At 34.6% G+C, this 13,763-nt stretch carries 14 protein-coding genes and 1 tRNA gene; 5 read left to right on the top strand and 10 right to left on the bottom strand.

Features of this window, described 5'->3' with window-relative positions; all coding sequences use genetic code 11:
• Positions 1-16 precede the first annotated feature (16 nt).
• Positions 17-1,198 carry a phosphatidylinositol-specific phospholipase C domain-containing protein gene (locus NBX25_RS05630; protein WP_250253011.1) on the top strand — a complete coding sequence of 394 codons (1,182 nt, stop codon included), beginning with the start codon at positions 17-19 and terminating at the stop codon, positions 1,196-1,198.
• A 271-nt stretch (positions 1,199-1,469) separates the two neighbouring features.
• Here NBX25_RS05630 and NBX25_RS05625 read toward each other — a convergent pair.
• The 6 genes from NBX25_RS05625 to NBX25_RS05600 form a co-directional block, all read right to left on the bottom strand.
• A tRNA-Asp gene (locus tag NBX25_RS05625) sits at positions 1,470-1,543 on the bottom strand.
• A gap of 464 nt (positions 1,544-2,007) precedes the next feature.
• Positions 2,008-2,829 carry an SMODS-associated NUDIX domain-containing protein gene (locus NBX25_RS05620; protein ID WP_002981076.1) on the bottom strand — a complete coding sequence of 274 codons (822 nt, stop codon included), beginning with the start codon at positions 2,827-2,829 and terminating at the stop codon, positions 2,008-2,010.
• Complete coding sequence (locus tag NBX25_RS05615) at positions 2,826-3,710, bottom strand: AAA family ATPase (protein ID WP_002981077.1); 885 nt, start codon at positions 3,708-3,710, stop codon at positions 2,826-2,828. The genes NBX25_RS05620 and NBX25_RS05615 overlap by 4 nt, the downstream gene beginning before the upstream one ends.
• Before the next feature lie 2 nt (positions 3,711-3,712).
• Complete coding sequence (locus NBX25_RS05610) at positions 3,713-4,222, bottom strand: HORMA-1 domain-containing protein (RefSeq protein WP_002981078.1); 510 nt, start codon at positions 4,220-4,222, stop codon at positions 3,713-3,715.
• 8 nt (positions 4,223-4,230) lie between these two features.
• Entirely contained in the window at positions 4,231-5,217 is a 987-nt protein-coding gene (locus tag NBX25_RS05605; RefSeq protein ID WP_002981079.1) for a CBASS oligonucleotide cyclase, read from the bottom strand.
• 261 nt (positions 5,218-5,478) lie between these two features.
• Positions 5,479-5,655: a hypothetical protein gene (locus NBX25_RS05600; protein ID WP_002981080.1), complete on the bottom strand. Its 177-nt coding sequence runs from the start codon at positions 5,653-5,655 to the stop codon at positions 5,479-5,481.
• Between the two features lie 166 nt (positions 5,656-5,821).
• On the opposite strand from NBX25_RS05600, the gene NBX25_RS05595 reads away from it, so the two are divergent.
• The 4 genes from NBX25_RS05595 (at position 5,822) to NBX25_RS05580 (ending at position 8,217) form a co-directional block, all read left to right on the top strand.
• Entirely contained in the window at positions 5,822-6,517 is a 696-nt protein-coding gene (locus NBX25_RS05595) for a hypothetical protein (protein WP_002981081.1), read from the top strand.
• Entirely contained in the window at positions 6,504-6,848 is a 345-nt protein-coding gene (locus NBX25_RS05590; RefSeq protein ID WP_002981082.1) for a hypothetical protein, read from the top strand. Before NBX25_RS05595 ends, NBX25_RS05590 begins: the two co-directional genes overlap by 14 nt.
• Complete coding sequence (locus tag NBX25_RS05585; protein WP_002981083.1) at positions 6,841-7,641, top strand: ImmA/IrrE family metallo-endopeptidase; 801 nt, start codon at positions 6,841-6,843, stop codon at positions 7,639-7,641. Before NBX25_RS05590 ends, NBX25_RS05585 begins: the two co-directional genes overlap by 8 nt.
• A 354-nt stretch (positions 7,642-7,995) precedes the next feature.
• Positions 7,996-8,217 (top strand): hypothetical protein, encoded by a 222-nt coding sequence (locus NBX25_RS05580; RefSeq protein ID WP_027374968.1) that lies wholly within the window; start codon positions 7,996-7,998, stop codon positions 8,215-8,217.
• A 302-nt stretch (positions 8,218-8,519) separates the two neighbouring features.
• Here NBX25_RS05580 and NBX25_RS05575 read toward each other — a convergent pair whose 3' ends face one another.
• Genes NBX25_RS05575 through NBX25_RS05560 form a run of 4 tightly spaced genes read right to left on the bottom strand, consistent with a single transcriptional unit; the run spans position 8,520 to position 13,751 of the window.
• Positions 8,520-10,790 (bottom strand): multicopper oxidase family protein, encoded by a 2,271-nt coding sequence (locus NBX25_RS05575; RefSeq protein WP_027374967.1) that lies wholly within the window; start codon positions 10,788-10,790, stop codon positions 8,520-8,522.
• A 13-nt stretch (positions 10,791-10,803) separates the two neighbouring features.
• Complete coding sequence (locus NBX25_RS05570) at positions 10,804-11,280, bottom strand: heme-binding domain-containing protein (RefSeq protein WP_002981086.1); 477 nt, start codon at positions 11,278-11,280, stop codon at positions 10,804-10,806.
• A gap of 11 nt (positions 11,281-11,291) precedes the next feature.
• Positions 11,292-12,473: an efflux RND transporter periplasmic adaptor subunit gene (locus NBX25_RS05565; RefSeq protein ID WP_198418442.1), complete on the bottom strand. Its 1,182-nt coding sequence runs from the start codon at positions 12,471-12,473 to the stop codon at positions 11,292-11,294.
• 39 nt (positions 12,474-12,512) lie between these two features.
• Complete coding sequence (locus tag NBX25_RS05560; RefSeq protein WP_024566631.1) at positions 12,513-13,751, bottom strand: heavy metal-binding domain-containing protein; 1,239 nt, start codon at positions 13,749-13,751, stop codon at positions 12,513-12,515.
• Between the last annotated feature and the right edge of the window lie 12 nt (positions 13,752-13,763).

The raw sequence follows: 13,763 nt of genomic DNA, 5'->3' as shown, positions 1-13,763 counted from the left end.
TAAAATTTATTCATCAATGAAAAAGTATATATTTGGAGCTGCATTTTGTATGACAGCATTATTACAGGCACAGAATCAATGTAAAAATCCAGGAATCAATCAACTGCAGATTGTGGGAACTCACAATTCATATGCTCAACCGGCAGATCCCAAAGTATTGGATATGGTGAATCCAATCATTAAAGGAATGATGCAAAAATACGATAGCATGATGTCTGAAGAGCAAAAAGCAAAGTTCAAAGAATATCACCCTAACGGAATGGATATAAAAGAAGGATTGAACTACAACCATCCGGATTTCACAGAACAACTCAACGCTAATCTTCGCGGCTTGGAGATAGACGTTTATTATGATCCGGAAGGTAACAGATTCAGTCATCCTGCCTCATATGAAGCTTTAAAAGCAAAAGGAGTAACAGATTTAGCTCCTTTCAATACCCAAGGACTGGATCAGCCTGGGTTTAAAGTATTGCATATGGCTGATATTGATTTCAGAACTCATTATCCCACTTTAAAAGATGCACTTACTACTCTTAAAGTATGGTCTGATCAACATCCAGAACACACTCCGGTGTTTATGATGATTGAAGCAAAAGATTCAGGATTTCCTATTCTTGAAAACAGCACAAAGGTTTTACCATTTGATAAAAAGGCTTACGATGATCTGGATGCTGAAATTGTAAAATATTTGGGAAAGGATAAAATCATTACCCCAAAAGAAGTCCAGGGAAAATACAGCACATTAAAAGAAGCTGTTATCCATAATAACTGGCCAAAACTGAATGACAGCAAAGGGAAATTCATCTTTATGCTGCTACCCGGAAGTGCAGGAACCTTATCCTCTAAAAACAATCCTTATCTCATCAATGACTCATTAAAAGAAAGAGTCATGTTTCTGAACAGTGAACCCGATGATTCTTTCGCGGGTTTCATATTGCGGGATAATGCCATTGTGAGGCAAAAAGAAATTCAGGAACTGGTAAAGCAAGGCTATATCGTAAGAACAAGATCAGACATTGAGACCTATGAAGCCAAGGTCAATGATTTTACCCGCTCCAAAGCAGCCTTTAGCAGCGGTGCACAGATTATTTCTACCGATTTTTTCCATCCGGGAAATACTTACGGTACTCCTTATTTTGTACAGCCTCCTCAGGGAAAAGACTATCTTAATAATCCTGTCAATACTTCATGTAAGTAAACTAAAACTGGTTCTGTTCCAGAACCGGTTTTTAATTTATTGTCGGAATTTTTTATATTTTATTGTTATCGCAGATAGTCTTACCTTCTTTAATCGCTTGAAGCATTTGTATGCAAAGTATAATAAGTTTCCCCTCCCCAATTCTTATCATTTTAATTGCTAGGATTTCCTGTAAGACAAAAGTCTTTAAAGAATATATCAAAACTCCAGATAACAAAAACGATGAGGGTATAAAACAAAAAAAAGTCTTCTATTTCTAGAAGACTTTTTGCGATCCGGACGGGACTCGAACCCGCGACCTCCGCCGTGACAGGGCGGCATTCTAACCAGCTGAACTACCGGATCAATTTTTTTAAAAAGAAATTGAGAAAACTTCTGCGATCCGGACGGGACTTGTTCTTATTTGAAAAACTCCCTATCCATAAGCTTTATATCGTTCTCTTATTTTTAGGTCACCGAATAGGTCACTTTTTTAAATAAGTTTAAGATTGTTTGTTTTTACTGGTGCAAATATATGTCTTTTTTTAGTTTTTCCAAATAAAAGACCATTTTTGATCACTAATTTTTACTAAAACACAGACTTTCAAAGACAAAAAATTCCTCTCCATATTTTTCACTCTTAAAATAATAATCATGATAACAAAATTGTCAATTATATATTTGAATAAACGACATTAAAAAACTACGAAATTACTTTTGTGCTAATCTGGTTTATATTTGATAAATTGTAAAATTTTAATAAAGTAAATTCAATGCAAATTATCTCCTAATGATAACGTACTATGTCATAAAAATCAACAATTGATGTTTTATTTACTCCATTTTAAGTTTTGTGCATACTTTGTATGTGGTCCAATTTCATGTGGAAAAGATTTCGAACCGGTCTCATGACCTAATGTTTGAATAACTTCATCCGTAACCCAGATGTAATTTTCAGATGTTTTATTCTTTAAATCTTTAAGTAATGGCATTTGCTCATCATTAATTACTAAATCAAAAACTTCATAAATAAAAAGACCTTTACCTCCCATATCCAAATCAATTATAGGTGATTGAATTTTTTTCTTAAATCTATAGTCGATGTATCTAAAAGGCCGCCAGGTTAAAATTTCTGTTGCAATTAATTCTTCACAAAATTCTCTCCAAGGCGAAATCTCACGATCCTCCTTTGAATCAAACCATTTAAGAAATTCAATTAGATTTTTACCTTTTACATGAACACGCAGATCATTTTTTGCAATTCCCTTTTCAGTTTCAAATTTTCTATCAGGTCTAACATCTAATTCTTCGAATTTTCTTTCACAGCCAGGTAATGTTTTATAACAACCACCCACAGGCTGAAAATATTTTCTTGTTCTGCTTTTAACAAGCAAGTATTCATTTTCAACTTTTATTCTATACAGATATGAAATAGAAACACGAACATCAGTATTTTTTAACAAAACCTTTGACTGGAAATAAAACCCAAGTCTATTGTAGTTTTCATATACAAAAGTTACAATGAAGGTAAGTAATGTGATATATCCCGTAGTGGAATATTTAGATTCTGTCCAGTTTCCTTTTTCGATGTATCCTCCAACGATTAGAATAACAGACAGAATTATTTGTAGAAAGATAGGTCCTTTTTTCATACAATTTTAGGGCTTGGATTAAGTTTTTTAATTGTCTCGGCGACAGTTTCAAAATCTAAAGCTTTATCCGGGAAACATTTTGCAACAGCTTCTGGCAATATTCTTAATCTTATATCTGAAAAAGAAAAAGAAAGTCCATTGTTCGATTCCTCTCCTGACAGGTTAGCCAATTCCTCTAACTGCTTATCTGTAATTTCAACACCAGCGAGAGAGGTTTTAAAAAGAAGCACTCTTTCCTCAAAGGTGGGACGCTCAAATTCTAAAATAATTGCCGCCCTTCTCACAATAGCTTCATCAAGAAAATGCAATCTGTTTGTCGACATAAACAATATTGCTCGCCCATTTAGTTCACGAATTTCATCAATTTTTTGAATTAATGTATTTACAGCTGCTTTTTCTTCCTGATGCATCTGCATGGTAGATCTTGTCGAAGCAATTGCATCAGCTTCGTCAATTAGTAAAAATGCTATTCGTTTCTTACCTGCTTGAGTTTTTAGTTCAGCAAATGCATCATTTACTAAATTCCCCATTTGACCATGAAGACCTTCTCCTCTAACTCTTGTACTCAGTTTTAGAAAAAAACCTTCCTTTTTTAATTCCCTAAGCATTCTGTCCGCAATGGCCTCGGCAGAAACAGTTTTGCCTGTTCCTGCGTCACCTGCCAATATAATTAATGGATATTTTTCTTTCAGTTGTGAAATTACTGGAAGTTCTGTTTTATGAAATTTTTTGCTCCACTCAACAAGACCTTCTTGATCCAGCAAGAGCTTTAAGTTCGAAAGTATCCTATTATATTTGTTTTCAAAACCAATTAAGTGTTTAGCTCTTTCGGCAATTTCTCTACTAGGAAGTTCTGTTATATTATCAAAAATTGTACTCATATTTATTTAAAATTCTTTTTTTGTAATTCATATCCATTACTTGCATACAACTGTGCATCTGACTGTTGCAGATGCGGAAAATTAGTATTAATATCTGTACTACCCCAACTGAGTTTTAATTCCTTTTGAAAATTTGTTTTCTCTTCAGAAGTTAGGTTCCTCCATTTCTGAGTATGAGATAATATAATTGATAGTGAAGTGTTATCAGTATCTGGCCAATCATTATTTTTCCCAGCGCGTTCGCTGTCGGTTGCATCACCTAAATCATTTACAATAAATTTAGCTGCTTTCACTGGCAAACCCGTATTGGTATTGATCAAGGTTATGCTTACTGATTGTAAATAATATTTTTCTGCATATTTGAGCACATCATGGAAAACCTTATCTACGTATTCCATTGTCCACTTATTAGTGCGTCTGGCAATTGTTCTGATATCTGCCTCACAGCTTTCAAATGTTTTTCTTATATCAAGGACCGTATAAGTATTTGTTTTTGTATTTGTTCCGTACATAGTTTAATTTATTTAATGTTAAAGGTTGGACCGAAAACACTTTTCCATTCTTGTATAGTATCTCCTTCATTATTTCTTGCTTGAGCAAAGTTCAAAGTATCAAATGCCTCTTCAGCCTCTTCAATAATTTCGGCCCATCTTGGTTTGGTCATTCTCTTTGCAACATTATTTTCTTTATTAGTATTGTCAGCAACATAGATTGCTGAATCGTACTGTGTCGGAACACTACGAATGGAATCTTGAAAAATAATTTCTGGAAATTCAGTAGAACTTACAAATTCAAAAAAACGAATGATTCCTTCTTCGATATTTGTTTGGATTCCTTTATTTATGTCAAGATAGGCAACAATCAATTCAATCGTAAAAGAAGATAATCCTGGTTCATTATCAGAAGGTTTTAATTCTTTGTAATTTCTCCACCATTTTATAGCTCTTACAATTGAAGTGTAAGCAGAATTTTCTTGTCTTCTGTTAAGTGAAAAACTTAACTGCTTGGAAATACTGGTAATATACTTTTTACCATTTCCATGTCTGCTGGGTTGCCATACATAATCCTTTGGTGTGCTTAATGGGACTACAGGAACAATATCAACGCTTAGTCCGGAACCTGAAAAATAAATGGTTACCGACTTTGTGTTTCCAGCAGCATCCACATCTTTAGAAATGTCTTTTTGTGGATAAATTTCTTCCAAATATTCTACAATAAAATCAAAAAGCTTCCCAATGTCATTATGAATATCTTCATCACCAGTAACAAAAAGTACAAGATCAATATCTATGGGATGGTCTCCCGTAGGTTTCAAAATCGTATGTTTTTTCCACGAACCAGCGAGAAGATATTTCTCAACCTTTAATCCATGTCTGTCATCTTCAGCAATTTTTTTGTCTAATTTTTCTTTCAGGTTGTTTACCTGATCTCTATACTTGCCCATGTTTTCAGGCTGCAGTTTGATTTTACTAATAAAAAACTGTAAATCTTTGTCTGATAATTTCATTTTTTTTGTTTATTAAATTTATTACATCAAACTTTTCTCCTACAATAGCAGTAATGACAAACTGTCATAAAAGTCTGATTTTAATATAAATAGAGCCAAATGTAATTTTATTTTTCAAAAATATATTACGGAAATCCGTAAGCATATTATAATCTTTTAAAGAACCTCAAAAAACTACTAGCTCTTTCTCATTTATATAATGATATTAAAAATTGGTAAACTCCAAGTATCATTTTTAGGATACCTGGAGTTTAAATGGAGTTACTTTTCCTTGGTAACTCCTTTGAAGGGAGTGTTACTAGAAGTTTTTACATCCATAAATCTACCTGTAGCAGTATCGCGTTTCACCCAAGAATCTGTTTGTGGATTGTAGGTTTGTGAACGCCCTTTAACTGCTCCATTTCTGTGACCGTCTCCAGTCGGTTTGTTAGTTGCCATAATTAGTAAGCATTTTTTCCTTTAACATTCTAGGCCATAAAGGAATTGACCATTGAACAAACTTCAATCATATACTAATTCCATTAGAAAGATTTTTTTAACTTTGAAGTATATGAGCCTATCCACTCATATACTAATTCCATTAGTAATGCATTTTGGTATATAGATGAATGTAGAACAAAAAAAAACCGATGAAATAGTTTTTGAGACATTACCCAGTGATGAGCTTATAGATTATATTTCTTTTAAAGAAGAATATCCTGAAGAAGCTGCTGCAGCGTTTACCGAGTTTTGTAGTAGGTTTGAAAGAGATATTTTGCAAAAAGCAGAAATATATTGTAATAAATTTAATTACAGTGAGGTTGTTGCACTTGAAATAGCAACTTGTGCTTTTGCCCGCGTTTGGAAATATCACTCTTTTAATAAAAGTAAAGCCAAGTATCCGGATGATATTGATCGGTCGATTTTGTTATGGCTTTATCCAATAGTATATACTCAATTGGTAAAATATGGAGATTTAAATACCTGTGCGGAACCTGATGAAGACGATTTATCAATTGTAGAGAATATTGATGATCTAATTTCGTTAACAGTAGGAGACGATGATATACAAAAGAAAAGAGAGCTGAAAATTAGATTAGAAATCATTGAGAGAGCTATGCTTGGTCTATCTGAAAAACATAAGATTGTGTATCTTACATATAAAGCTTACGAAAATACCGGAAAAAAAAATATACCAAGGTCAGTGGGTAAAAAATTGAGAGACAGATTGAATTTAGTTCAAAATTCAATTCAGGTTTATAAAAAAGAAGCTAATGATCACATTAATAACTATCTAAAAGCTTTCAATGGGAATAGATAAAAAATATATAGGAAAGGTTACAGAGACTAACCTTGATGATTGGTTACATTCAACAGGTTTTTTATTTCCTCAGAATAAAACTCAGATAGAGAGGTTTAATAAACTTTATGAAGATTATGATTTTAAGTTGAAAAACACAGGTATTAATGTCAAATCAATTATTGATGGTTCTTTTTGCGTTGAAAAAGAATCAAAAATTATATCAATTGACACAAACTTAAGTCATGAAATAGAAAGTTTGAAAATGGTCGCCAGAAAAGGGCAAAGCAATATTTCTCAAAGCGTCTTTGACAAAATGAAACAGAATCAGAAAAAGAAGAAAGGTGATTGATAGCAGTTCCTTATCAAAAATTAAAAAGCTTGCTGGATCCATTAGTGGAAATTTCAATACTGAAAAAATAATTCCATTACATCTTATTGCAGAATCTGAGGACATTGAGGTATTTTATGATCATTATGACAAAGGGACTTTTGATGGAATGACTGTTTATGATGATAATGAATTTTATATTCATATTAATATAGATAATCATAATAGGTTTAATTCTCCGCGTTCTAGATTTACACTAGCCCACGAACTTGGGCACTATTTTATAGACACACATCGCGTTGGACTCAAACTGGGAATTTTAGAACCTCATCCCTCGAAAATTGACAGGGTTCAATTCGATAAAATTGAAAGAGAAGCAGATTATTTTGCGGCTTGTCTCTTAATGCCAGAAGAATCTTTTCAACGAAATTTATGGAAGAGAAAAAAATTTAGTTTTAAAGTGATTGATGAGTTAAGCAAGGAATATAATGTGAGTAAAACTTCATGTGCACTCAGATTTGCAGAAATAGGAAATCATCCTATCAAAATAGTTTATGCTGAGAATGGATTTGTGAAATGGCAAAAAAACAGTCAGGGCTTCCCTTTCTGGAACTTACTTAATGATAAAAAAGTTCCTGAAGGTTTAGCTATGGCTGATTATTTTAAAAATGTAAAAACTTCAATTGAAAATCCAGAAGAAATTTTTGCTATTGATTGCTTTGAAAATGTAAAATCCGAAGACTCCAGAAGAATTTTCTATGAACATTGTATAGTGTATGAAAATTGTGCACTAAGTATTATTTGGGAAGATTAAATATTCCTTAAATTGAAAAATCTAATCTAAATATGCTTTATACATTATGGTAAATATTCAAAATTTTAATCTAAAGTAAATTGAGTGACCTATATATTTGGAAGTAAAATATTATATTTTAATAAAAATCAACTCAATCATTTTTATAGAATTAAACTGGATAGAGTATAATAATATTTGGCGACTACATCCAAGTATATAACAACCTTATTTCAATTATCTAACGATGCTGTGTAAAAACTTCCCTTTCCCTTTTGATTTTAATGGTTTTATATATGATTAGAAAAATAAAAAGGAAAATAGGTATTTTGATATCTTAACAAGAGAAAAAATAATTAAAATATCTGATTTACTATGAGCGAAATGTCCGATTTTAAAAAGAATTATTTTAAGCATCTTGAAGAAGAAGTCACAGCAATATTAAAGGAAAATCAAAATATTGTATCTGTATTTATCAACTTTGCACAATCAAAGAATATTAATTTGATTGAACAGGAATTGAAATATGCTCAAATGTCAGGAATAACAGTTAACTCAAAAGATTTATTTTTAAAACTTAACGAGGATATTCTGTAGTGTATAAAACGAGAAATGGATATTTTACCTCTCTTAGTAGTACAACACTCCAAATCAATAGTTGATAATCGTGAATTCATTACAGATTACTATAAAATTATCAAGATATGCAATCCTTAAAATCAGATTTCATCTCCTTTTAAGGACTTTTTGTTTTAAAGGCAGATAGGTTGCTTCTTTTCGTAAAATATAGTTAATAAACAAATACAGATATGAATACATATCTGTATTTGTTTGAAAAGAATCAAGATGAATCGTGTATACTTCTTTAAACCTCTGATAGGGTTGTTGAATTTATAATTTTAATAATTAAGAGATAAGCCAACACCAAATCCCATATCACTATCATAATGGGTACGTATACCCACATTTTTATTAATGATATATCTGAGTTCAGTCATATATTCCATATCGGTGTTGACCATAAACCCTGCTCTCAATCGTTTTGTAATAGGAATATCTTCTCGCATTAAAGAAAGGCGTACAATACCATCATGATATACTTCTGCCTGGAAATTTACTAACATTGGCAATGTGTACATAAAACCTAAGCTAATTGCCCTACGTGTATCTTTTTCATTTCTCTGTCCGAATAAATTGGTTTCGTGTTCATCTATTCCCATTTTTCGGTAACGCCAATCAAAACCGATGAAGGGCATAAACCATTGCATCTTTCCGATGTATCTTCCCAAATGAGTTTCTACTTCGTAGCCGTGCATATCGTTGTAGCCTAAACGCCACTCTGTACCCAAACTCCATCTCGCATTTTGAAACATTGCATCCCCATCGTTACCATTGGTTGCAAAATCGTTCTGTGCCATAAAGTGCGACATATTGCTCTCTCTTTGCAATTTATTGTAGGCTTGCTTTTTATTGGGTAAATATGGATTTTGGTAGTCATCAACTGCAAAAACCCTGTTCATACCAGACATCATATGATAGAGGATATGACAATGAAAAAACCAATCTCCTTCCTCGTTCGCTAAAAACTCAATGGTATCGGTTTCCATTGGCATTATATCCAACACATTCTTCAATGGTGATTTTTCTCCTTTACCATTGATTACTCTGAAATCAAAGCCGTGCAAATGCATTGGATGGCGCATCATTGAGTTATTGTAAATGGTAATGCGCAAAATTTCCCCTTTCTTTACAGGTATTTTATCGGTTTCAGAAAGTATTTTATTATCCATACTCCACACGTAGCGGTTCATATTTCCGGTAAGGGTAAACTTTAATTCTTTTACAGGTGCGTCTTTAGGAAGTGTGGTATTGTATGGGGATTGTAACATAGCATAATTCAATGTTTTGATATCGCCTAAAGCATTTGCATTGTAACGATTGGGGTCATTATCCATATTCATATTGTGCTGACTGTGGTCTTGCTTTTGCTTAGCATCTCCAGTAATTTCAGGATACATTACCACATTCATGTCCATTTGGTTCAGGCTCATTTTCATTCCCATATCATCTAAATCACCATTCATTTTCATCATATCGTTCATCATTTTCATTCCTTCAAAATATTTCAATTTTGGAAGTGGAGAAATAAGTTGCTTGATACCATTACCTACAAAATAACTTGCAGATTGTGTTCTGTCTTCGGTAGTTGCTAAAAATTCGTAAGAAACACCATCTTCAGGAATGGTTACTACAATATCGTAAGTTTCGGAAACTGCAATGATTAACCTATCAACTTCTACAGGTTCTACATCATTACCATCATTGGCTACTACAGTAATTTTACCGCCTGCATATCGTAACCAAAAATAGGATGAAGCTCCACCGTTTGACACTCTTAATCTTACTTTATCTCCCGCTTTTAGTGTTTTGCCATCAACTGATTTTAAATCTGTGGTATGATTGCCGTTGATTAATATTTTGTCATAATATACATCGCTTACATCCATCGCCAACATTCGTTTCCATTCGTTTTTAATCTTTGTTTTAAAGTAACCTTCCTTGATGGCTTCTGCATAAGATTGGGTAGCATTTTTTTTGATGGCTGCCCAATCATTCGCATTATGCAACATTCTGTTAATGTTATCAGGGTTAAGGTTTGTCCATTCGCTTAAAATGATGGGTACGGTTGGTAAATCATCAATTCCTTTTCTAAATGTTCTATCGTTATCGCGCTTTTTCATTACAAAGCTGCCATACATTCCAATCTGCTCCTGCAATCCTGAGTGGGAATGGTACCAGTGCGTACCATGCTGGATAATCGGAAAACGGTAGGTGTAGGTTGTGCCCGGTGCGATGGGTTTTTGTGTAAGCCAGGGCACACCGTCTTCTTTATTGGGCAGGAACACACCATGCCAGTGAAGTGATGTGCTTTCTTTCAATTGGTTGTGCACCACTATTTCGGCAGTGTCGCCCTCGGTAAAGGTAAGGGTGGGCATGGGGATTTGCCCGTTTACGGCAATCGCCCGCTTTTGCTTACCTGCATAGTTGACAAGGGTATCTTTTACATACAGGTCGTAATGCACTACTTTCTGTGCAAACAACGTTTGGGTGCAAAGCAGTATCAGCACTGTTTGCAGTATTCTTATGGGTATTTTTTTATATCTGTTCATTCGTTGAAAAATTTTATTTAATGCTGTCTTCCATTGTGCCAAACCACGCCATCAAAACCTGCTTATCCTCCGGTGATAATACTGCATTGCGATGGATGAGTGTGTATGACGACAAAGGCATTTCCCCGTCCTTGACCTGCCCCGCCATAGCCCTGAACTTGTTACGCTGCCTGCGGGCAGAATATTCGCCAAATTCGCTAAAGTTGAGTTCCTCTTTCCCCTTTTTTATATGCTCTGCCATGTACCATGCTCCGGGCTGGATACGACTGTACCACGGATAGCGGGTATTGTTGCTATGGCAGTCGTAGCAGGACTGGGCAAGGATAGTCTTTACATTTTGGGGTACGGTGTACACCCTTTCAATATGGGTGGCTGGCACTACATCTGATTGGTTACGTAACGGCTGGATAAACTGGATACAGATTGAAATAATTATCAATATCCCAACAGCTATATTGAACGGTTTTAGTTTTCTTAATTTATTATTCATTTGAATTAGTTTTACATACTGCTCATGTCGTGTCCTGCCATCGGGTCTGCTCCATTCCTAAAAATGTATTCGCTGTTTAAAAGATAAGCACCTGAAACAACTACAATATCTCCATCTACTAATCCTGAAACGATTTCTATTCTGTTATCTATTTCCGTTCCCGTTTTTACCATTCTACTTTTAAATGTCTTTTCTCCTGTTTGTACCCATACGGTTTCACTTTTACCATTTCTTATTACAGCATCTACCGGCATGGTTATGCCTTTAGTCTTCGGCGTTTCAAGAAAAACATATACAGGCATTCCGGGCTTCAAATCTTTATTTGGATTAGGTACTGTAATTCGTATCAAATTAATTCTTGAAGACGGATTAAGCTCGGGGTTGCTAAAGTCTATTTTGCCAGTAATAACTTTGTTATTCAGGTCAGGAATTTGTACTGTTGCTGTTTTTGTTTGGTTGATAAGTGACATTTGGGAGGAATAAGCCTGTGCTTCTGCCCAAATTGTAGATAGGTCAGCCAAGTCTACTATCGTGCCGCCTTCTGCCACATAACCGCCCTCTACAACCTGCAAACTTGTGATGTAACCCGAAGCCGTACTATAAAATGTAGTTGTTGCCGAAATTTTGCCAGCACTTTGTAAAGCCCTAACCTGATTATCCGTCATACCCCACAATAACAATTTGTTCTTTGAACTTTGTATAAGCTGGTCAAAATCTATTGAATTAATATTTCCAAAAGTTTTCTTCTTTTCCAGTGCCAGTAAATATTCCTGTTTTGCATTGTTCAGTTCTTCACTATATATTTCCATTAACGGGGAACCTTTGGTTACAAAGTCACCAACGTTTTTATAATGCAGTTTTTCTACCCGTCCCATAACTCTGGAGCTTACGGATTGCATATTGTACTGATTGAAATTTAATACACCTGTAAGTATTACTCTATCCCCCAAAAGACCATCTTTTAAGGTGTCTGTTTTTATGTTGCCCAACTTAATCTGTTCGCTATTCAGTTGAATGGTATTGGGGTCTGCTTGTTTGCTTTTCTCAACCCGAACAAGCTCCATGTGACATATAGGACAGTGACCGGGTTTGTCTGATACAACCTGTGGGTGCATGGAACAGGTATAGTAACTACCATCATTATTACCTGCATGGTCATGTTTATTGTCTTTACAAGACAACAAAACCGACATAAGGAGGGCAATTGTTATGACTAAATAATATTTCATATTCTAATTATTTTTTGTTCTTACAAAACTTTCACTATCCATAAGGTACTGTGCGTTTCCTGCAATCTCTTCCACGGGTAACAGCCCCTGCAATACTTCTATATATCCGTTCGCTTCATTACCTGTTTCAATTTTATTCACGATAAACCCTCTATCTACTTTTTTCAAAATGACTTTGGTTAATCCAAGGGAAATGACAGCTTCTTTAGGTATCCAATTGCCGGAAATTCCAGCCGTTGATATTTCAGATTTAACCTGACTTCCGATTGGTAACTGCATACGGTTATTATCAAAATAGACACGCACGGATAACGTTTTACTTCCGGGTCTGAAAAATGGTTCTATAAACCCAATAGTTCCTATAAATTTCTTCTCCGGAGCTACTTCCGGTATAATACTTACTGTTTGACCTGTCTTTACAAGCGGTACATCCTCGGGGAAAATATTTAACAACACCCACGATTTTCCCGGGTTAAATACATTAAAAATAGTTTGTCCTTTTTGAACATACATACCTTCTTTCAGGCTAAGTTCAGAAGATGTTTCAGATATTTCTCCCATCGAATTTGAGGGTGATGTACTACTGCCCATTGACCCGGCTGTGCCGGTTTCGTGAATATGTCCGGCATAGTTACTGTAAACAGATACGGATAAATCAGGCTTTCCTTTTTGGATGATACTCTGCAATTGGTTTTCGCTCATTCCAAGTAATAGCAATTTTTGCTTAGCCGCATTTATCATCATATTGTTCGTAGCATCATTTTTTAATAGAAACAATAAATTCACTTGCGCTTCCATCAGTTCGGGGCTATAAATATCCATCACTTTCTGCCCCTTTGCTATTTTTTGGAATTTATAACGTATATAAAGCTTTTCAATCCTGCCGGATATTCTGGCGGATATATTTCCCGTTTGTCGGGTATCATAAGCAATATTTCCAAGAGCCTGTACGGTTATGTCTTTATGCTCTGACTGCATCCTAATAGTAGGAATGTCTGATATAACAAATTCATTAGTCGGCTTAAGCAGTGTATTCAACTCAATACTTTCCGTTTCATTTGTATTTACTGTTTTTTGCACCAATTCCATTCCGCACTTGGGGCATTTACCGGGCTTGTTGCTGGTAACTTCGGGGTGCATGGGGCAGGTATATGTCGGGCTATTTTTAGCAGTGTGACTGTTGTCGGGATGACTGGTCTTGTCTGTATTGTTGTTACAACTATACAGTACAAGAATAATCATCAAAAAACAAAT

The sequence above is a fragment of the Chryseobacterium sp. Marseille-Q3244 genome (assembly GCF_940807095.1).
Lineage (GTDB): Bacteria > Bacteroidota > Bacteroidia > Flavobacteriales > Weeksellaceae > Chryseobacterium.
The sequence above is the reverse complement of the archived record's forward strand: the minus strand, read 5'-3'. Positions and strand labels throughout refer to the sequence as shown.